Raw genomic sequence first — 20,121 nt, 5'->3', positions numbered from 1 at the left:
GCTCCCTCTTTTGCCACACCCGCATTCCCTCGCACGGATCACCCGCCGCGCCGAGGGCGACGCACGTTCTTAGCGTGAGGGCATGAGGCACTCACCGCGTAACCGTACGGTCGTCAGCTGCACCCTCCTGGTGGCCGCCCTGGGCGCGTCCGCCGCCGCCTGCGGCTCCGACGGCCACCCCCTCTCGGCGGAGCCGTACGACGCCGCTGACCAGATCTCCTTCGGCGGCTCCGTCGGCGACGGCAAGAAGGCCGACCCCGACAAGCCCCTGGAGGTCACCTCCGACGACTCGGACGACCGCATCACGGACGTCACGGCCGTCGACGCCGCCGGACGCTACGTGGCGGGCGAACTCTCCGCCGACGGCAGCCGCTGGCACAGCACCTCCCCGCTGGCCGCAGGCGCCCGTTACACGGTCCGGGTGAGCACGGAGGACGAGGACGGCGCCCCCGGCCGGGAGACGCGCACCTTCGACACCAGCAGGCCGACCACCAAGAAGCGCCTGAACGTCACGTTCGGCCCCAAGACGGGCACCTACGGCGTGGGCCAGCCCGTGACGGCCCAACTCAGCGAACCCGTACGGGGAAAGGCACAGCGCGCGATAGTCGAGCGCGCCCTCAAGGTGGACTCGACCCCCACCACCGAGGGCGCGTGGCACTGGGTGGACGACAAGGAACTCCACTACCGGCCCAAGGAGTACTGGCCCGCCAAGGCCACCGTCCAGGTACGCAGCAACCTGCCCGGCCTCAAGATCGCCGACCGGCTCTGGGGCGGCACGGCCAAGCCCCTGAAGTTCACCACCGGCGACCGGGTCATAGCCGTCACGGACGCGTCCTCCCACGAGATGACCGTCTACAAGAACGACAAGGTGATCAACACCATCCCCGTCACCACGGGCAAGCCCGGCTTCGACACGCGCAACGGCGTCAAGGTCGTACTCGGCAAGGAGTACTTCGTACGCATGCGCGGCACCAGCATCGGCATAGCCGAGGGCAGTGCCGACTCGTACGACCTGCCCGTCTACTACGCCACCCGGGTGACCTGGAGCGGCGAGTACGTGCACGCCGCCCCCTGGTCAGAGGGCTCCCAGGGCTCCGCCAACGTCAGCCACGGCTGCACCGGCATGAGCACCAGCAACGCCGAGTGGTTCTACGACAACGTGCGCGAGGGCGACGTCGTCAAGGTCGTCAACTCCGACGGCAACACCATGGAGACCTTCGGCAACGGCTTCGGCGACTGGAACCTTGACTGGAAGAAGTGGCAGGGCGGCAGCGCCCTCACAGCCACCTCTCCAGAGGGCGCGGACCCGGCCAAGCAGGTACGCCTGACCCCGGAAAGCATCTGACGAGGGCCCAGAGTCCCCACCCAGGGGCGCGGGGAACTGCGCGACAAGCCACAGCGGCCCCGCACCCGCCACACAACCAGTCGAACCGGGCTCCTAGGCGCTCAAGGCCCTTTTGGCTCGCAGCAAAGAAGCCAACGCCGAAGCGAACTCCACCGGATCCACCGGCAAGGTGACCGCCGCGTCGGCCCGACTCCACGTCGCCAGCCACGCGTCCTGCGGCCGCCCGATCAGCAACAGCACCGGCGGACACTCGAAGATCTCGTCCTTGATCTGCCGGCACACCCCCATGCCCCCCATGGGCACGGCCTCCCCGTCCAGCACACAGAGATCGATTCCGCCCTTGTCCAACTCCTTCAGGACAGCGGCGGGCGTCGCGCACTCGAGGAACTCGACCAGGGGAACGTCGGGAGCGGGTCGCCGCCCCGTCGCCAACCGCACCTGCTCGCGGGTGTTGGAGTCGTCGCTGTAGACCAGCACCGTGGCGGTCGGCTGCATTGTTCCTCCGAGACATCAGCGTCGTACGGACAGACGGACCGGGTCCGTTGGGCCGGATGCTACTCCTTCGGACCCTCCGTCTGAACACCGCTTCGACGGCCGTCCGATGGGCCATACGGGCTGGACACACCCCACAGACACCCCGAACGGCACCCCCCGGCGTGAGGGCGGGATAAGCGACCGACATAATGTCGGTCGTGGCGACAGCAACGACAGTAGAAACCGGGCACGCGCACCCGTCGGTCAACCGGCCGAACCTCACCAGCGTCGGAACCATCATCTGGCTGAGTTCCGAGCTGATGTTCTTCGCGGCCCTCTTCGCGATGTACTTCACCCTGCGATCGGTGACCGGTCCGGATCACTGGAAGGAGATGGCGTCAAGCCTGAACTTCCCGTTCTCCGCGGCGAACACCACGATCCTGGTGCTCTCATCCCTCACCTGCCAGCTCGGCGTGTTCGCCGCCGAGCGCGGTGACGTGAAGAAGCTCCGGATGTGGTTCATCGTCACCTTTGTCATGGGTGCGATCTTCATCGGCGGCCAGGTCTTCGAGTACACCGAGCTGGTCAAGAAGGACGGGCTCTCGCTCTCCTCCGACCCGTACGGCTCGGTGTTCTACCTGACCACCGGCTTCCACGGTATGCACGTGACGGGCGGTCTCATCGCTTTCCTGTTCGTCCTCGGCAGGACGTACGCGGCGAAAAGGTTCACCCATGAACAGGCGACCGCCGCGATCGTCGTGTCCTACTACTGGCACTTCGTCGACGTCGTCTGGATCGGGCTCTTCGCCACGATCTACATGATCAAGTAGCCGGGCCCGCCCGATCCTCACATCGGGTCCGCCCGATACCTCCCAGACTCGACGCTGAAGATCCTGACACCGGGGTAATCCGTGAAAAAGCTCTCCGCACGACGACGCCATCCGCTGGCGGCGGTCGTCGTCCTACTCATCGCGCTGGCGGCCGTCGGGGGGCTGTACGGCACGCTCGAACCCACGAGCAAAGCAGTGGCCGATGAGACCGCCCAGTCCCTCACCATCACCGAGGGGCAGAGGCTGTACTCCGTGGGCTGCGCAAGCTGCCACGGCACCGGCGGTCAGGGGTCCTCCGACGGTCCGAGCCTGGTGGGTGTCGGCGCCGCGGCTGTCGACTTCCAGGTGGCGACCGGCCGTATGCCGGCCGCGACCTCGCAGGGCGCGCAGATCCCGAAGAAGAAGAACATCTACTCGCAGGCGCAGATCGACCAGCTCGCGACGTACATCGCGTCGCTGGGCAGCGGTCCGTCCGTGCCGACCGAGGAGCAGTACGGGCCCGACGGAGCGGACATCGCCAAGGGTGGCGAGCTGTTCCGCACCAACTGCGCCCAGTGCCACAACTTCACCGGCAAGGGCGGTGCGCTCACGCACGGCAAGTTCGCCCCGGACCTTGAGGGTGTCGACCCGAAGCACATCTACGAGGCCATGCAGACCGGCCCGCAGAACATGCCGTCCTTCCCCGACACGACGCTGTCGGAGAAGAACAAGAAGGACATCATCGCGTACCTCGACGCGGTCAACGGCGAGGACACCGTGGAGCCCGGCGGCCTCGGCCTGGGCGGTCTCGGACCGGTCAGTGAAGGTCTGTTCGCCTGGATCTTCGGCCTCGGAGCGCTCATCGCGGTCGCCGTTTGGGTCGCCGCTCGGACCGCAAAGGCCAAGAAGTCATGAGTAGCCAAGACATTCCAGAAGAGAACCTGCCCGCAGTGCAGGAAACCGAGCACGGTGCCGTGGGCGTCGCGGACGAGAAGAACCCGTTCGCGGACCCGGGGCTGCCGCCCCACGAACACCGCGTCCAGGACATCGACGAGCGGGCCGCCAAGCGGTCCGAGCGCGCGGTCGCCTTCCTGTTCACGCTGTCGATGCTGGCCACCGTCGCCTTCATCGTCTCGTACGTGGCGATCCCGTCGGACAAGTCGATCTACGTCTTCCCGATCGGGCACCTCAGCGCGCTGAACTTCGCGCTGGGCCTGTCCCTCGGGATCGCGCTCTTCATGATCGGCGCGGGCGCGGTCCACTGGGCCCGCACCCTGATGTCCGACGAGGAGCTCATCGCCGAGCGCCACGAGATCTCGGCACCGCCCGAGGTCAAGGCACAGGTCCTGGCCGACTTCAAGCAGGGTGCCAAGGAGTCCGCGATCGGCCGGCGCAAGCTGGTCCGCAACACGATGTTCGGCGCGATGGCCCTGTTCCCGCTCTCCGGTGTCATGCTGCTGCGTGACCTCGGCACGCTGCCCGGGACCAAGCTGCGCCACACGCTGTGGTCCAAGGGCAAGCTGCTCGTCAACATGAACACGAACGAGCCGCTGCGGCCCTCGGACGTCGCGGTCGGTTCGCTCACCTTCGCCAAGCCCGAGGGCCTGGAGGAGCACGACGAGGAGTTCCAGACCGAGATCGCCAAGGCCGCCCTGATGATCGTCCGCATTCAGCCGGACAACATCAAGGACAAGCGCGAGCTCGAGTGGTCCCACGAGGGCATCGTGGCGTACTCGAAGATCTGCACCCACGTCGGTTGCCCGATCTCCCTGTACGAGCAGCAGACGCACCACGTGCTCTGCCCCTGCCACCAGTCCACCTTCGACCTCTCCGACGGCGCCCGGGTGATCTTCGGCCCCGCCGGTCACGCCCTGCCGCAGCTGCGCATCGGCGTGAACGACGACGGCTACCTCGAGGCGCTCGGCGACTTCTCCGAGCCCGTCGGTCCTGCCTTCTGGGAGCGCGGATGAGTACTACGGCAAACACGGACGCGCGTTCGTCGCGCGAGAAGGCACCCGCCGGTGAGCGCGTCGCCGACTGGGCCGACGGCCGGCTGGGGATCTACTCCCTGGCCAAGGCCAACATGCGCAAGATCTTCCCCGACCACTGGTCGTTCATGCTCGGTGAAGTCTGCATGTACAGCTTCATCATCATCATCCTCACGGGTGTGTACCTGACGCTGTTCTTCCACCCGTCGATGAACGAGGTGGAGTACCACGGCAGTTACATCCCGCTGCAGGGCCAGCTGATGTCCGAGGCGTTCAACTCGACCATGCACATCTCGTTCGATGTGCGCGGTGGTCTGCTGATCCGGCAGATCCACCACTGGGCGGCGCTGATCTTCCTCGCCGGCATGTTCGTGCACATGATGCGCGTGTTCTTCACGGGTGCGTTCCGCAAGCCCCGTGAGGTCAACTGGCTGTTCGGGTTCCTGCTGTTCGTCCTGGGCATGTTCACCGGGTTCACCGGCTACTCGCTCCCGGACGACCTGCTCTCCGGCACCGGTGTGCGCTTCATGGAGGGCGCGGTCCTGTCCATGCCCATCGTGGGCACGTACATGTCGTTCTTCCTGTTCGGCGGAGAGTTCCCGGGCGGCGACTTCGTGGCCAGGTTCTACTCCATCCACGTGCTGCTGCTGCCGGGCATCATGCTCGGCCTGATGGTGGCGCACCTGATCCTGGTCTTCTACCACAAGCACACGCAGTTCGCGGGCCCCGGCAAGACGAACAACAACGTCGTCGGCATGCCGCTGCTGCCGGTCTACATGGCCAAGGCCGGAGGCTTCTTCTTCCTGGTCTTCGGTGTCATCGCGGTCATCGCGGCCATCGCCTCGATCAACCCGATCTGGGCGATGGGCCCCTACCGTCCGGACCAGGTGTCGACCGGCGCCCAGCCCGACTGGTACATGGGCTTCTCCGAGGGCCTGATCCGTGTCATGCCGGGCTGGGAGATCAACTTCTGGGGTCACACGCTCGTCCTGGGTGTGTTCATCCCGCTGATGGTCTTCCCGCTGGTCCTGGTCGCGATCGCGGTCTACCCGTTCATCGAGTCCTGGGTCACCGGCGACAAGCGCGAGCACCACATCCTGGACCGCCCGCGCAACGTGCCGACCCGTACGGCGTTCGGTGTCGCGTGGATCAGCTGGTACCTGGTGCTGCTGATCGGCGGTGGAAACGACCTCTGGGCGACCCACTTCCACCTGTCGATCAACGCGATCACCTGGTTCGTACGGATCGGATTCTTCGTCGTCCCGGTCCTCACGTTCATCGCCACCAAGCGGATCTGTCTCGGCCTCCAGCGCCGCGACAAGGACAAGGTGCTGCACGGCCGCGAGTCGGGCATCATCAAGCGCCTGCCGCACGGTGAGTTCATCGAGGTGCACGAGCCGCTCAGCCAGGAGGCCCTGCACACGCTCACCGCGCACGAGCAGTACGAGCCGGCCATGATCGGCGCTGCGGTCGACGAGAACGGCGTCGAGCGCAAGGTGAAGGGCGTCGAGAAGCTGCGCGCCAAGCTCAGCAAGTCGTACTACGGCGAGGACAGCCAGATCGCCAAGCCCACCGCCGAGGAGTACAAGGAGATCACGAGCGGCCACGGCCACCACTGATCACCTCGCTTCGCCACACACGGCAGAAGGGCCCCGTCCGTTCCTCGGACTGTGCCTTCGCCGTGTCGCCGGGCTGGATAGGGTGTCCCCATTCCCACTAGGAGTCCCGCGGAGAGTCCCGCCGGACTGACCCAGGAGCGGCAGATGAGCGCTGTGAACCCCGCCGGAGGCGACACCGCGGCGGTCCGTTCCTGGCCCCGCGTGCTGAACGGCCTGCTCGACGGCCACGACCTGACCGCCGCCGACACCGCCTGGGCGATGAACCTGATCATGCGCGGTGAGGCGACCGACGCCCAGATCGCCGGGTTCGTGGTGGCGCTGCGGGCCAAGGGCGAGACCGTTCAGGAGATCGCCGGGTTCGTCGAGGCGATGTACGAGCACGCCAACGTCATCGAGGTGCCGGGGCCGACCGTCGACATCGTCGGTACCGGTGGCGACGGCGCCAACACGGTCAACATCTCCACCATGTCGGCGATCGTCATCGCCGGTACTGGTGCCAAAGTCGTCAAGCACGGCAACCGGGCCGCCTCCTCGGCCTCCGGCGCGTCGGACGTGCTGGGCCAGCTCGGAGTCAACCTGGAGCTGACGCCGAAGCGGGTGGCCGAGGTCGCCGAGGAGGCCGGGATCACCTTCTGCTTCGCGGCGAAGTTCCATCCGGCGATGCGTCATGTGGGCGCCGCGCGCGGCCAGTTGGGCATCCGGACGGTCTTCAACATCCTGGGCCCGCTGACCAACCCGGCCAAGGTCAGGGCGCAGGCGGTCGGCGTCGCCGACCCCCGGATGGCACCCATCGTCGCCGGAGTCTTCGCCGAGCGCGGCAACTCGTCCCTGGTGTTCCGGGGCGACGACGGCCTCGACGAACTGACGATCACCGCCACGTCCCACGTGTGGATCGTCCGGGACGGCAAGGTGACGGAGGAGACCTTCGACCCGCGCGACGTCGGCATCGAACTGGTCCCGGTGGAGGCCCTGCGCGGCGGTGACGCCTCGTACAACGCGGCGGTCGCCCGGCGGCTCCTCGACGGCGAGACCGGGCCTGTACGGGATGCCGTGCTGCTCAACTCGGCGGCGGCACTGGTGGCGCTGGACCCGGGTCCGGGCTCCCTGGCCGAGCAGATCGGCGCCGGGATGGCGAAGGCCGCTCAGGCCATCGACTCAGGGGCGGCCAAGAAGACTCTGGAGCGGTGGTCGGCGGCCAGTAACGCGTAGCCGTCGCACAGCGGTTCCCTGGTGAGGGCGTTCCGCGATCCGGACACGGGTTGCGGGACGCCGATCACCTCCGTTACGTTCTGTACCAGGTCATGAGTGACAGTCATGAGGCCCCGGCCGACTGTCCGGCAACCCTCCGTCCGTGGCGGGGTGCCCCGGGATGAAGACCAGGCCGTAGGCAGCAAGGCTTACGGCAAGCGCGGGCCCCTCGACACCAGGGGTCCTGGTCGTTCGAGGGAGTCTTCCGTGAGCAAGCGAATGCGATAGGGCTGCCGAGCCCCGCCTCCGCGCACCCTTTCCTTCCTTTTCCTGTGCTGAGCCATGTCCGCTCGCACAGCGATTCCTCTTGTCTCTCACGGGAGTTCGCCATGTCTGTCTCCACCGTTGCCACCGCCCAGACCGTTTGTGCGCCTCTGCCCGTTCTGGGCCGTGATGTCACCGTCCCGCTCGTCACCGGCGGCGAAGTCACCTACGCCGCGCTCGACTACGCCGCAAGCGCCCCCGCGCTCCAGCGGGTCTGGGACGACGTCGCCGCGTACGCCCCCTACTACGGCAGCGTGCACCGGGGCGCCGGCTACCTCTCCCAGCTGTCGACGGACCTGTTCGAGAACGCCCGCAGGACGGTCACCGAGTTCCTGGACTGCCGCGCCGACGACCAGCTGATCTTCACCCGGTCCACCACCGATTCCCTGAACCTGCTCGCCGCCGCCCTCCCCGAGGGCTGCCAGGTATTCGTCTTCGAGACCGAGCACCACGCCTCGCTGCTGCCCTGGCGGGACGCCCAGGTCACCTGTCTCGACGCCCCGCGCACCCCCCGGCAGGCCGTGGCCACCCTCCAGGAGGCCCTCGCCACCCGGGACCCCCAGGGCCCGGCACTCGTCTGCGTCACCGGCGCCTCCAACGTCACCGGAGAGCTGTGGCCCGTACGGGAGCTGGCCGCCGCCGCCCACGAGCACGGTGCCCGGATCGTCCTGGACGCCGCCCAGCTCGCCCCGCACCACCCGGTCTCCGTCCAGGACCTGGACGTCGACTGGGTCGCCTTCTCCGGCCACAAGCTGTACGCGCCCTTCGGCTCCGGTGTCCTCGCCGGCCGCGCCGACTGGCTGCGCACCGCCGAGCCGTACCTCGCGGGCGGCGGCGCCAGCCGCAAGGTCACGCGGCGCACGGACGGGGGAGTGGACGTGGAGTGGCACGACACCGCCGCCCGGCACGAGGCGGGCTCGCCGAACGTCATCGGCGCCTACTCGATCGCCGCCGCCTGCAAGGCCCTCACCGAGGCCGGCTTCGAGTCCCTGGTGGCCCGGGAGCAGCAGCTGATCAGCGCCGTGCGGGCGGGGCTGGCCGAGGTGCCCGAGGTCAGGGTTCTCTCGCTGTTCGGCGACGACGCCCCGCGCGTCGGCGTCATCTCGTTCGTCGTCGAGGGCTGGAACAGCTCGCACTTCGCCGCGGCGCTCTCCGCGGAGTACGGGATCGGGGTGCGGGACGGGCTGTTCTGCGCGCATCCGCTGGTGCGGACGCTGCTGGGCAGTGACCCGCAGAGCCAGGGGGAGTGCGGGGCGCCCGAGGCCGCTCCCGGTGAGAAGTCGCTGAACGCGATCCGGGTGAGCTTCGGGGCGGGGACGCCGGACGAGCATGTGGAGCGGTTCGTCGGTGCGGTGAAGGAGCTTGTGCGGGACGGGGCCCGGTGGCAGTACCGGACGGAGGACGGCCGCTGCGTTCCGGCGGTCTGATCGCCCCCGCCGGACGAGCTGAAAGGGGCGCGGGGAACTGCGCGACAAGCCACAGGCGACCCGCACCCGCCGATGGACCTCAGGAATCGAGTCCGATCGCGAACGCCGCCTCCAGGTCGTGCTGGGAGTACGTGCGGAACGCCACGTGGGTGTCCGTTCCCTCCACCCCGGGGATCTTGCTGATGCTGCCGGGGATGATCTCCGCCAGGTCCTCGTGGGCCTTGACGCGGACCATCGCGATGAGGTCGTACGTGCCGGTGACCGAGAAGACCTCGCTCACGCTGTCCAGCGCGGCGATCGACTCCGCGATCTCGGGGATCCGGTCCACGCTGGTCTTGATGAGCACGATCGCGGTGATCACGGCTGGTTCTCTCCCTCGGTGGCCGTCGCTGGGGCGGGCCTCACTCTAGTCGTACGGCGATATCGCACCCACGCGTAGGCGAAGCCCAGCCCGAACCCCACCACGTGCGCCAGATACGCCACCCCCGGCCCGGAGGACGCCCGGCCCGCCGCCACCCACTGGAGGGTCACCCAGAACGGCAGGGTCAGCCAGGCCGGGAAGCGCAGCGGGAGGAAGAAGAGGAACGGCAGGAGGCTCGTGACGCGGGCGCCGGGGAACAGGTACAGGAACGCGCCCAGGATCGCCGAGATCGCGCCGGACGCCCCCACCAGCGTCTGCTGCGAGCCGGCGTTGGCGGCGGCGTACCCCAGCAGGGCGAGACAGCCGCAGCCCACGTAGAAGAGGGCGAACTCCAGATGGCCGAGGCGTTCCTCGGTCATCGCGCCGAAGACGTAGAGAAAGAGCATGTTGCCCAGCAGGTGGACCCAGCTGCCGTGCACGAAGAGTGCCGTGGCGGGGGTGAGTGTGGCTCGCGGGGCGCCGGTGAAGAGGTCGGCGGGGACCACGCCCCAGCGGCGGAAGTAGGCCCGCTGGGCGGCCAGCAGGGCGTCCCCGGTGCCGTAGCCCGGGTTGAGGCCCGAGGCGGGGCCGATGACGAAGAGCAGACAGCAGACGGCGATCAGCCCGTACGTCACCGGCGCCGACCGGGCGCGGACCGAGCTGCGGGCCGTCGTACGCCACTTTTCGAACTCGCCGATCATGGACACAGAGCATGACGTAACGGGACCGAACAGAGCAGACCGCCTCGCCGCTGTGGACGGACGGGCGGTGGGTACCCGCCAGGCCTTAGGGTTACGAGCCACACGCTCCAGGGAATCTGGCGCAGCACGGATACTAGAAGGAAAGCGAACATATCCACGATGACGGTTCCTCTGCCGACCGACACGACCCGGTGGCGCTGTGCGCTCTGCGGCAACCTCACGCGTTTCGACGTGACCCGCTCCTCGAAGGTCGTGGAGTACGTGCACCTCGACCTCGCGGGAGATCCGAAGGTGGAGGAGCGCGAGGTGGTCAGTGAGACCATCGAGTCGGTGCGCTGCCGTTGGTGCAACGCCGTGGATCAGGTGGAACTCGTGGACAGGCCGGGCGCCGGCTCCTGACAGGAGCCGGCCCCGCACCGGAATCGGTTGGGGTGACGGATGGTGGAGACCACAGGCGGGGAGCCGGGCGACGGCGCCGCCGAGGTGCTCGACCGCCCGCTGCCCGACGGCGTGCGCAGGCGCGTCGTGCAGATCGTCTCCGACGGGTTCGGCGGACTCACCGTCGCCGAACTGCCCGCCCAGTTGCGGCAGTACGCGCGGTTCGCGCCCAACCGGCGGGCCAAGTTCGCCGGCAACGCGATGGCCGCCGCGCTGGAGAGCGACACGCTGTTCCGGCAGCGCATCGGGGAGAAGCTCAGGGAGGCCCAGCCGGAGCTGGCGGGTGCCCTCGACGCCGGTTCGCCGCCCCCGGCCGCCGATCCGCTGGACGTGGCCGCCGCGGCCTATGTGTTGCGCCCCACGGGCTGGGTGAAGCTCGTCACCGCGGCCGGCGAGGAGGCGCAGCGCGCCGACGCCGAGCGGGCCGACGACGAGAGCCGGGCCGAACTGGAGCGGCTGCGCGAGGAACTGGCCGTCGCCCGGGGACTCACCCGCACCGAAACCGAGCGGCTGCGCACGGAGCTGGAGTCGGCCAAGAAGGAAGCCGAGTCACTGCACCGCAAACTGCGCGCCGCCCTCAGTGACGTCAAGCGAGGCGAGGCGGCCCTGCGCAAGGTGCACGCCGAGATGGAGACCGTACGCACCGACGGGCACACGCAGGTCTCCGCGGCGGAGAGCGAGGCGCGGCGGCTCAAGGGGCGGCTGACCGAGGTCGAGGCCGCGCTGGAGGCCAGCAGACGCGCCGCCCGGGAAGGGCGCAGCGTCGAGGACATGCGCGTACGGCTGCTGCTGGACACCGTGCTCGACGCGGCCCAGGGGCTGCGTCGGGAGCTGGCGCTGCCGCCGGTGTCGGTGCGTCCCGCCGAGACCGTGGACGCGGTCGAGCCGGGGCGGATGACGCCGAAGGACATCGCCGCCCGGGCGCTGTCCGAGAACGATCCGGCGATTCTCGACCAGTTGCTGGCGCTGCCGCAGGCGCATCTGGTCGTCGACGGCTACAACGTGACGAAGACCGGCTATCCGCAGATGCCGTTGGAGAAGCAGCGGCTCCGCCTGCTGGGGCAGCTGTCGCAGCTCGCCGCGCAGACCGGGGCCGAGATGACCTGTGTCTTCGACGGGGCCGAACTGGCCGCTCCGGTGCTGCTGGCGCCGCCGCGCGGGGTGCGCGTCCTGTTTTCCAGGGCCGGTGTCACCGCCGACGAGTTGATCCGGCAGCTGGTGCGCGCGGAGCCGCCCGGCAGACCGGTCATCGTCGTGTCCACGGACCGCGAGGTGGCCGACGGGATCGCCAAGGCCGGTGCCCGGCCGGTGGCTTCGGTGGTGCTGCTGAAGCGGTTCTCGGGCGGCTGACAACATAAGCGCCGAATGCCCGAATTGACAGAACTGTCACGCAACGTAGTGTCAATCGGGCATTACCGCACGTGAGTTGTGCGTAAAGAATGCGCGGTGTGACAAACATTTTTCACCTCAGGATTTGAAGTGATCACAAGAAGGTCACTAGGGTCAGGCCTCGAACCTCCGCTCGGGTGATCACTCAAAGGGAGTGACGGCGGGAGAAGAAGGAGTTCGCCTCCGTGGCGTCCCATCGTCGACCGAAGCAGCCGAGCCGCACCCGCGTGACCGTGCTCACCACCGCCGCGGCAGCCGCCGTGGCCCTCAGCGCCAACGCCGCCAACGCAGCGCCGAGCGAGAAGCCGAGCAAGGACGAGGTCAAGGCCAAGGTCGACAAGCTCTACGAGCAGGCGGAGCAGGCCACCGAGAAGCTCAACGGGGCCGAGGAGAAGCAGGACCGGCTGGAGAAGGAGATCTCCGCCCTCCAGGACAACGTCGCCCGCGGTCAGGCAGACCTCAACGAGCTGCGCGACGGTCTCGGACTCGCCGCCGCCGCCCAGTACCGCTCCGGTGGCATCGACCCCTCCGTGCAGCTCTTCCTCTCCGCCGACCCGGACGACTACCTCGACAAGGCGTCCACGATGGACCAGCTGAGCGCTCAGCAGGTCGAGTCGCTCAAGAAGGTCCAGGAGAAGCAGCGCGCGCTCGCCCAGCAGCGCTCCGAGGCCAGCGAGAAGCTCGAGGACCTCGCGGACACCCGCACCGAGCTGGCCAAGAAGAAGAAGGAAGTCCAGGGCAGGCTCGCCGAGGCGCAGAAGCTCCTCAACTCCATGACGGCCGCGGAGAAGGCGGCCCTCGCGGCGGCCGACGCCCGCGCCAGCCGCGCCAGCCAGCGCTCCGCCCTCGACGACTCGGGCGGCGGCGCCGTCACGGGCCGCGCCGGTTCCGCGTACGCCGCCGCGCAGAGCGTGATCGGCTCGCCGTACGTCTACGGCGCCTCGGGTCCCGGCTCCTTCGACTGCTCGGGCCTCACCTCGTGGGCGTTCGCCCAGGCCGGCATCCAGATCCCGCGGACCTCGCAGGAACAGGCCAACGCCGGAACGCGCATCTACTCGCAGAGCGATCTGCAGGTCGGTGACCTGGTCATCTTCTACAGCGACATGCACCACGTCGGCTTCTACGCCGGCAACGGCCAGGTCCTGCACGCGCCGCGCTCCGGCACGGTCGTGCGGTACGAGTCGATCGACAACATGCCGTTCCAGTTCGGCGTACGGATCTGATCCTCTCTTCGACGGATCGGATCGTCGTACTCCTTCCGGGTCTGTTCAAGATCAGGACACGTTGACGCCCGAACGGGCGAATCCCGACACCTTCCGCTGACCCCACGCCCCGCCCATGACCTGCGTCATAGGCGGGGCGTCACTGTGTGTGGCCGTCGAGGTCGTTGGTCCGCGTGTGGTCGCCCGACTACTGTCTGGCCCGCCCCCAACACCTGGGGAACACATGCGTCCGCCAGCGGAAGGAGTGCGGCTTCTCGTGGGGTTCCATCGCCGCCTTGCACCGTCCGGGTTCGACCGGGGAGCCAGCGCCGCGCTCTGCGTGCTGTCCGCCGCAGCCGCGGCTCTCGGCGCTGCCGTGCCCTCGGCCACCGCCGCGCCGACCGACCACACCCGGGCCGAGGTGGACCGGCTCTACACGGAGGCCGAGAAGGCCACCGAGTCCTACAACCGGGCCGACGAGCGCGCCGACGCGCTGCGCGAGCAGGTGACCCGGGCCCAGGACCGGATCGCCCGGCAGCAGCTGCGCATCAACACCATGCGGGAGACGCTCGGTTCGCTCGCGGGCGCCCAGTACCGGGCGGGGGGCCTCGACCCCTCGCTCGCGCTGCTGTTCTCCGACGACCCGGACGAGTACCTGGCGAAGGCCGCCGCACTCGACCGGATCAACGTCCACCAGGCCGCCGAGCTGAGAGAACTCCAGGCGGCCCTGCGGGAACTCGCCCAGGAGCGCGCGGAGGCCACCGGCAAGCTCACCGAGCTCGACCGCAGCCGCAAGGCCGTCGCCGCCCACAAGCGGACCGTCGAACAGAAGCTGGCGAAGGCGCGGGCGCTGCTCAACTCGCTGCCGTCCGCCGACCGGGCCGCCTACGACAGGGCCTCGCGTTCCGACCGCGCGGACCTGCCCGACCCCGGCAACGCCGCCGCGCCGAGCGCCCGTGCGGCAACCGCCGTCGCCGCCGCCCGTGCCGCGCTGGGCAGCCCGTACATCTGGGGCTCCAACGGGCCCTCCGGGTTCGACTGTTCGGGCCTGATGCAGTGGTCGTACGCCAAGGCCGGGGTCTCCCTGCCGCGCACCTCGCAGGCCCAGCGGTACGCCGGGCAGCAGGTCCCGCTCTCCCAGGCCCAGCCCGGCGACCTGGTCACCTACCGGGCCGACGCCAGTCATGTCGGGATGTACGTGGGCAACGGCCAGGTCATCCACGCCCCCTATCCGGGCGCGCCGGTGCGGTACGACCCGGTGGGCATGATGCCGGTCTCGTCGGTCACCAGGGTCTGAGCGTCCGGAACGTCGTAGCTTCCCGGACTTCCCGGCCGTCTCGGCTTCCCGACAATCGGGCCGTACGATCGTCGGCGTGGCTGGTCGAGGGCGTGCGTGGGGTGTGTGGCGGGTCCGGGTCGTGGCTCTCTGGCTGCTGCTCGGCTCGCTGGTCGCCCTCGTGGCGTACGGCGGCGGCCGGCCGGGTACCGACACCGCGTCCGCCGACGTACGACGGCTGCTGGACCGGCGCTCGGCGGCCGTCCTCGCCGGCGACGGGGCGGCGTACGCGCGCACCGGCGCGTCGGCGCAGTTCACGAGGCTGCGCGCGCTTCCGCTGGCGGCCTGGTCGTACCGCCTGATCGCGTTGCATCGCACCGCCGGTGCGGGGGCCACCGCGGACGTGGAGCTGAGCTACCGCGTCGAGGGCATCGACAAGGCCCCCGTGAAGGCCGGGCGCACGCTGCGCCTCACCGAGCGGGACGACGGCCGGTGGTACGTCGACGACGACGATCCCGCGCGCGGGGCGGGCCGGCAGCTGTGGGACCAGGGGACCGTCGAGGCCGTACGCGGGGCGCACAGCCTCGTGCTGGGGGTCGGGCAGTCACCGGACCTGCTGCGCCGGTACGCGGGCCTCGCCGACCGTGCCGTGCCCGCGGTGACGGACGCGTGGGGCGGGGCGTGGACGAAGCGGGTCGTCATCCTCGTACCGAAGTCGCTGGAGGCGATGGCGGAGCTGCTCGGATCGCCGTCCTCCGCGTACCGGGGGATCGCGGCGGTCACCACCGGGGAGGCGGGAGGGTCGCCGACGGCGCCCGCGGACCGGATCATCGTCAACCCCGAGGCGTACGGCGTGCTCGGCGGTTTCGGCAAGCAGGTCGTGCTCACCCACGAGACCACACACGTCGCGACCCGTACCGCCACCACGGCGGCCACCCCCCTGTGGCTCTCCGAGGGGTTCGCGGACTGGGTCGGCTACCGGTCCACGGGCCGTACGGCCGTCCAGGCGGCGCCCGAACTGGCCCGCGCCGTGGCCGCGGGCGAGGTGCCGGACGCGCTGCCCGTGGACGCGGACTTCGGCTTCGGCGGGGACGCGGCGAAGCTGGCCCAGGCGTACGAGGGCGGCTGGCTGGCGTGCCGGCTGATCGCCGACCGGTGGGGCGAGGTGCGGCTCGGCGAGTTCTACCGGGCCGTGGGGGCGCACGGGAAGCGGGCGGGGGCCGTCGAGGGGGCACTGGCGAAGGTGCTGAGGACGACGCCGGCGGAGTTCACGGGCCTGTGGCGGGAGTACCTGCGCGCTCAGCTCGGCTGAGTCTCCCGGGCGCGGCCGGCCCGGTCGGGCAGCGGCGGGAGCTCTGCCCGGTGCGGGACCGTCGTGCGCCACAGCCGCAGGGCCGCCGTGAGGGCGGCTGCGATCAGGAGGCCGTTGCGGGTGAACAGCAGGGTCATGCCGTAGGTGTCGCTCGCGACCACGTGTCCGAAGCCGACGGGGAACTCCAGGACCGTCACCGGACAGGCGACGGCCACGAGGGCGGCGGGCAGGGTCATGGTGGTGGCGCGGAAACAGAGGCAGACGGCGGCCAGGCCGACCAGCCACACCATGTACTGCGGGCTGATCACCCGGCTGGTCACCGTGAACAGCAGCACCGCCACGAAGGCCGCCTCCGCGAGGGTGTGCGGGAGGAAGCGGGTGGCGCGCAGCCGCCACAGCAGCAGCCAGCCGAAGGCGAACACGGTCAGCAGCAGCGCGACCGTGCTCACCGTCCCCACGAACGGGCCGAGGAACTCGATGGAGCCGTAGTTCAGTGCCACCCGGCCCTCCCAGCCGAACTGCCGCCCGACATGGAAGACGAGGGCGCCCACCGACTCCACCTCGGTGCCCCGGTCGCCCTGGAAGGTCAGGAAGGCGAAGGCGCCGGGCATGGTCACCGCGAACATTGACGCCACCGCGGCCACGGTGAGGGCCGCCCAGGCCCATACCCGCCGCCCTGCGGCCCCCACGAGCAGCAGCGCGGGCCAGACCTTCAGCAGCGCCCCGAAGCCCGCCAGGGCGCCCATGAGGCGCGGATGCCGGGCGCCCGCGAGCAGCGCGGCCACCGCCACGGCGGTCACCATGACGTCGTACCGGGCGTACACGGTCGGGCCCAGCAGCGGTACGCCCACCACCCACACCCAGGCGCCGCGCGACGACCGGCCGGGGCGCCCGCCCGCGTACAGGAGCAGGGACAGGACGACGAGGTCGGCGAGAGCGGCCAGTACGAAGAACGCCGACGCGTAGTCCAGGAAGGGCAGGGCGCCGGGGGAGAGGATCGCCAGGGCGGCGGCGGGCGGGTACTGCCAGGTGATGTCGTTCAGCGGGAAGGTGCCGTGGCTCAGCACCTCGTACCAGCCGTGGTAGATCACCGAGACGTCGCTCGTGACGTCCGGGCCGGGGAAGACGACCACCTTGAACACGAACAGCAGCAGGAGCAGCCGGGTCAGGCCCCAGGTGACCGGCAGCGCCACGGGGAGCCGCGGTCGTCCTCTGCGCGCGATGTCCACCTGAACCCCTGTCCGTGCCGCCGTGCCGCCGGTGAGCGGCCATGATGTCCCGAGTGGCTGTGCGAACGCCATCAAACGGGGCCGGACACCTGTGAGGGTTCTGGGAGGGTGCGGGAGACGGTTCGGTAGGGTCGGCGGCGTGCACAAGACCCTGATCGTGACGAACGACTTCCCGCCCCGGCCGGGCGGTATCCAGGCCTTCCTGCACAACATGGCGCTGCGGCTCGACCCCGAGCGGCTCGTCGTCTACGCCTCCACGTGGAAGCGCGGCCCCGAGGGTGCCCGCGCCACGGCCGCCTTCGACGCCGAGCAGCCCTTCACCGTCGTACGGGACCGGACGACGATGCTGCTGCCGACGCCCGCGGTCACCGGGCGGGCCGTCGGGCTGCTGCGCGAACACGGGTGCACGTCGGTGTGGTTCGGGGCCGCGGCGCCGCTCGGGCTGATGGCGCCGGCCCTGCGCAAGGCGGGCGCCGAGCGGGTGGTGGCGACGACCCACGGTCACGAGGCCGGATGGGCGCAGCTGCCGGCGGCACGTCAACTGCTGCGCAGGATCGGCGAGTCGACGGACACGATCACCTACCTGGGCGAGTACACCCGGTCGCGGATCGCCTCCGCGCTGACCCCGGAGGCGGCCCGGCGGATGGTCCAGCTGCCGCCCGGGGTCGACGAGAAGACCTTCCACCCGGGGTCGGGGGGCGAGGCGGTCCGCGCCCGGCTCGGGCTCACCGACCGGCCCGTGGTCGTCTGTGTCTCGCGGCTGGTCCCGCGCAAGGGGCAGGACACGCTGATCCTGGCGATGCCCCGCATCCTCGCGGTCGAGCCGGAGACGGTGCTGCTGATCGTCGGCGGCGGTCCCTACGCGCGGGAGCTGCGCAAGCTCGCGCACGAGACCGGCGTCGCCGACTCGGTCCGCTTCACCGGCCCGGTGCCCTGGGCCGAGCTGCCCGCCCACTACGGCGCCGGTGACGTGTTCGCGATGCCGTGCCGGACGCGCCGGGGCGGCCTCGACGTCGAGGGGCTCGGAATCGTCTACCTGGAGGCGTCCGCGACGGGGCTGCCGGTGGTCGCCGGTGACTCGGGAGGCGCGCCCGACGCCGTCCTGGACGGGGAGACCGGCTGGGTGGTGCGCGGCACGTCCGTGGAGGAGGCCGCCGACCGGATCACCGTCCTGCTCGGCGACGGGGAGCTGCGCGCCCGGATGGGGGAGCGGGGGCGGGCCTGGGTCGAGGAGAAGTGGCGCTGGGATCTGCTCGCGGAGGAGCTGAAGGCGCTGTTGTGACGCATGCGCCCGGTGGGTCCTGAGCGCCCAAGGCGGCGGCGTATATAGGTACGCACCTACTAGGCGGAAGTCGAAATTCCGCCGATGCTGCGCTCATGACAGAAAAGCTGATACACCGTCAGTTGATGCAGCATCAGCTGACGAGGCGTCAAATACTGGGCATGGCCGCCTTCCAGACGGCCGCCGCCCTCGGATTCACCCGCGTCGGCCTCCAGTCCGCCCAGGCCGTCGAACCCGCCGCCGTCGAGTCGGCTCCCGCGATCGTCATCGGTTCCGGCTACGGCGGAGCGGTCGCCGCACTCCGCCTCGGCCAGGCCGGCATCCGCACCCTCGTGATCGAGATGGGCCGGCTCTGGAACACCACGGGCCCCGACGGCAGGATCTTCTGTTCCACCGCCGCCCCCGACAAGCGCTCCATGTGGTTCAAGACCCGCACCGAGGCGCCGCTGGCCAGCTTCCTGTGGCTGGACCTCGTCAACAAGGACATCACCCCCTACCCCGGCGCCCTGGACCGCGTGCACTACAACGACATGTCCGTGTTCCTCGGCCGCGGGGTCGGCGGCGGTTCACTGGTCAACGGGAGCATGGCCGTCACCCCGCTCCAGTCCTACTTCGCCGAGCAGTTCCCCGGCGTCAACTCCACCGAGATGTACGGGACCTACTTCCCGCGGGCCCGCGCCATGCTCGGCGTCAACAGCGTCGACCCCGCATGGTTCGAGTCCACCGAGTGGTACCGCTTCTCCCGGATCTCCCGCAAGCACGCCGAGAAGACCGGTCTGAAGACCACTTTCGTACCGAGCGTCTACGACTTCGACTACATGCAGCGCGAGGCGGCCGGCACGGCGACCAAGTCGGCGCTCGGGCAGGAGGTCATCTACGGCAACAACTACGGCAAGCGCAGCCTCGACAAGACGTATCTCGCCTCGGCGCTGGGCACGGGCAACGTCACCATCACCACCATGGAACGGGTCAGGGCGATCACCAGGGCCGCCGACGGGACGTACGTCCTGACCGCCGACCGGATCGACGACACCGGCGCGGTCGTCCAGACCAAGCAGTACGGGTGCACCTATCTGTTCCTCGGCGGCGGCAGCATCGGGACCACCGAACTCCTCGTCCGGGCCAGGGAGACGGGCGCGCTGCCCGCGCTCAACGCCGACGTCGGCACCGGCTGGGGGACCAACGGCAACGTGATGCTAGGGCGCGCCAACCACCTGTGGGACACGGTCGGGGCGAACCAGTCGACGATGCCGGTCATGGGCATCGACGACTGGGCCAACACCGACAACCCCGTCTTCGCGGAGATCGCCCCGCTGCCCATGGGGCTGGAGCACTGGGTGAGCCTCTATCTGGCGATCACCAAGAACCCGCAGCGGGCCTCGTTCACCTACGACGCGGCGACCGACTCGGCGCGGCTCGGCTGGAGCGCCGCCCAGAGCGCGGTGTCCGTCGCCATGGCCAAGAAGCTGTTCGACCGGATCAACGCGGCCAACTCCACCATCTACCGGTACGACCTGTTCGGCTCCGGCAACAAGGTGTTCGCCGACGACTTCACCTACCACCCGCTGGGCGGCTGCGTGTTGGGCAAGGCGACCGACAACTACGGGCGGGTGAAGGGGTATTCGAAGCTGTACATCACCGACGGCTCGCTGGTGCCCGGCTCGATCGGGGTGAACCCGTTCGTGACGATCACCGCGCTCGCGGAACGCACGATGGCG

The 20,121-nt window shown here is 69.8% G+C and carries 18 protein-coding genes and 1 riboswitch; of the genes, 14 read left to right on the top strand and 4 right to left on the bottom strand.

Going from position 1 to position 20,121, the window contains the following annotated elements; translation table 11 throughout:
• Positions 1–82 precede the first annotated feature (82 nt).
• A complete protein-coding gene (locus STRTUCAR8_RS19970; RefSeq protein WP_006377659.1) occupies positions 83–1,345 on the top strand; it encodes a L,D-transpeptidase in 1,263 nt (420 codons plus the stop codon).
• 93 nt (positions 1,346–1,438) lie between these two features.
• Here STRTUCAR8_RS19970 and STRTUCAR8_RS19965 read toward each other — a convergent pair whose 3' ends face one another.
• The gene (locus tag STRTUCAR8_RS19965; protein WP_006377668.1) at positions 1,439–1,840 is read right to left on the bottom strand and encodes a response regulator; all 402 of its coding nucleotides are present in this window, start codon (positions 1,838–1,840) and stop codon (positions 1,439–1,441) included.
• Between the two features lie 188 nt (positions 1,841–2,028).
• Between STRTUCAR8_RS19965 and ctaE the strand changes: the two genes are divergently transcribed.
• The 6 genes from ctaE (at position 2,029) to STRTUCAR8_RS19935 (ending at position 9,174) form a co-directional block, all read left to right on the top strand.
• Positions 2,029–2,649 (top strand): aa3-type cytochrome oxidase subunit III, encoded by a 621-nt coding sequence (gene ctaE / locus STRTUCAR8_RS19960; protein WP_044472511.1) that lies wholly within the window; start codon positions 2,029–2,031, stop codon positions 2,647–2,649.
• 81 nt (positions 2,650–2,730) lie between these two features.
• Entirely contained in the window at positions 2,731–3,543 is an 813-nt protein-coding gene (qcrC, locus tag STRTUCAR8_RS19955) for a cytochrome bc1 complex diheme cytochrome c subunit (protein WP_006377663.1), read from the top strand.
• Entirely contained in the window at positions 3,540–4,598 is a 1,059-nt protein-coding gene (gene qcrA, locus STRTUCAR8_RS19950) for a cytochrome bc1 complex Rieske iron-sulfur subunit (protein WP_006377652.1), read from the top strand. The genes qcrC and qcrA overlap by 4 nt, the downstream gene beginning before the upstream one ends.
• The gene (gene qcrB, locus STRTUCAR8_RS19945) at positions 4,595–6,235 is read left to right on the top strand and encodes a cytochrome bc1 complex cytochrome b subunit (RefSeq protein ID WP_006377666.1); all 1,641 of its coding nucleotides are present in this window, start codon (positions 4,595–4,597) and stop codon (positions 6,233–6,235) included. Before qcrA ends, qcrB begins: the two co-directional genes overlap by 4 nt.
• Positions 6,236–6,379: 144 nt before the next feature.
• The gene (gene trpD / locus STRTUCAR8_RS19940; protein WP_044472510.1) at positions 6,380–7,444 is read left to right on the top strand and encodes an anthranilate phosphoribosyltransferase; all 1,065 of its coding nucleotides are present in this window, start codon (positions 6,380–6,382) and stop codon (positions 7,442–7,444) included.
• An 88-nt stretch (positions 7,445–7,532) separates the two neighbouring features.
• Positions 7,533–7,650: riboswitch (SAM riboswitch) on the top strand.
• Between the two features lie 162 nt (positions 7,651–7,812).
• Complete coding sequence (locus STRTUCAR8_RS19935) at positions 7,813–9,174, top strand: aminotransferase class V-fold PLP-dependent enzyme (protein WP_006377660.1); 1,362 nt, start codon at positions 7,813–7,815, stop codon at positions 9,172–9,174.
• A 79-nt stretch (positions 9,175–9,253) separates the two neighbouring features.
• On the opposite strand, the gene STRTUCAR8_RS19930 is transcribed toward STRTUCAR8_RS19935, so the two are convergent.
• Both STRTUCAR8_RS19930 and STRTUCAR8_RS19925 read right to left on the bottom strand, forming a co-directional pair.
• Positions 9,254–9,535, bottom strand: coding sequence for an Lrp/AsnC family transcriptional regulator (locus STRTUCAR8_RS19930; protein WP_006377651.1), 282 nt, complete (start codon positions 9,533–9,535; stop codon positions 9,254–9,256).
• Positions 9,532–10,275 (bottom strand): rhomboid family intramembrane serine protease, encoded by a 744-nt coding sequence (locus tag STRTUCAR8_RS19925; protein WP_044472509.1) that lies wholly within the window; start codon positions 10,273–10,275, stop codon positions 9,532–9,534. Before STRTUCAR8_RS19925 ends, STRTUCAR8_RS19930 begins: the two co-directional genes overlap by 4 nt.
• Before the next feature lie 159 nt (positions 10,276–10,434).
• Here STRTUCAR8_RS19925 and STRTUCAR8_RS19920 point away from each other — a divergent pair, with 159 nt between their 5' ends.
• The 5 genes from STRTUCAR8_RS19920 (at position 10,435) to STRTUCAR8_RS19900 (ending at position 15,892) form a co-directional block, all read left to right on the top strand.
• On the top strand, positions 10,435–10,674 hold the full coding sequence (locus STRTUCAR8_RS19920; protein WP_006377658.1) for a hypothetical protein: 240 nt from the start codon (positions 10,435–10,437) through the stop codon (positions 10,672–10,674).
• A gap of 39 nt (positions 10,675–10,713) precedes the next feature.
• Complete coding sequence (locus STRTUCAR8_RS19915; protein WP_044472508.1) at positions 10,714–12,063, top strand: NYN domain-containing protein; 1,350 nt, start codon at positions 10,714–10,716, stop codon at positions 12,061–12,063.
• A gap of 224 nt (positions 12,064–12,287) precedes the next feature.
• Positions 12,288–13,325, top strand: coding sequence for a C40 family peptidase (locus STRTUCAR8_RS19910; protein ID WP_006377653.1), 1,038 nt, complete (start codon positions 12,288–12,290; stop codon positions 13,323–13,325).
• A gap of 256 nt (positions 13,326–13,581) precedes the next feature.
• Entirely contained in the window at positions 13,582–14,601 is a 1,020-nt protein-coding gene (locus STRTUCAR8_RS19905; RefSeq protein WP_006377662.1) for a C40 family peptidase, read from the top strand.
• Positions 14,602–14,677: 76 nt separating this feature from the next.
• Positions 14,678–15,892: a hypothetical protein gene (locus tag STRTUCAR8_RS19900; protein ID WP_100247592.1), complete on the top strand. Its 1,215-nt coding sequence runs from the start codon at positions 14,678–14,680 to the stop codon at positions 15,890–15,892.
• On the opposite strand, the gene STRTUCAR8_RS19895 is transcribed toward STRTUCAR8_RS19900, so the two are convergent.
• The gene (locus STRTUCAR8_RS19895; RefSeq protein ID WP_006377657.1) at positions 15,880–17,121 is read right to left on the bottom strand and encodes a glycosyltransferase family 87 protein; all 1,242 of its coding nucleotides are present in this window, start codon (positions 17,119–17,121) and stop codon (positions 15,880–15,882) included. The genes STRTUCAR8_RS19900 and STRTUCAR8_RS19895 overlap by 13 nt on opposite strands.
• Positions 17,122–17,260: 139 nt before the next feature.
• Between STRTUCAR8_RS19895 and STRTUCAR8_RS19890 the strand changes: the two genes are divergently transcribed.
• Together STRTUCAR8_RS19890 and STRTUCAR8_RS19885 are read left to right on the top strand one after the other, a co-directional pair.
• Positions 17,261–18,403 carry a glycosyltransferase family 4 protein gene (locus tag STRTUCAR8_RS19890; RefSeq protein WP_006377655.1) on the top strand — a complete coding sequence of 381 codons (1,143 nt, stop codon included), beginning with the start codon at positions 17,261–17,263 and terminating at the stop codon, positions 18,401–18,403.
• A 125-nt stretch (positions 18,404–18,528) separates the two neighbouring features.
• Positions 18,529–20,121, top strand: a 1,593-nt coding sequence (locus tag STRTUCAR8_RS19885) for a GMC oxidoreductase (protein ID WP_479683350.1), incomplete at its 3' end; no start/stop codon positions are given.

This window comes from Streptomyces turgidiscabies Car8, from assembly GCF_000331005.1.
Classification (GTDB): domain Bacteria; phylum Actinomycetota; class Actinomycetes; order Streptomycetales; family Streptomycetaceae; genus Streptomyces; species Streptomyces turgidiscabies.
Note: the sequence above shows the minus strand (reverse complement) of the source record. Positions and strands in the feature narration are given on the sequence as shown.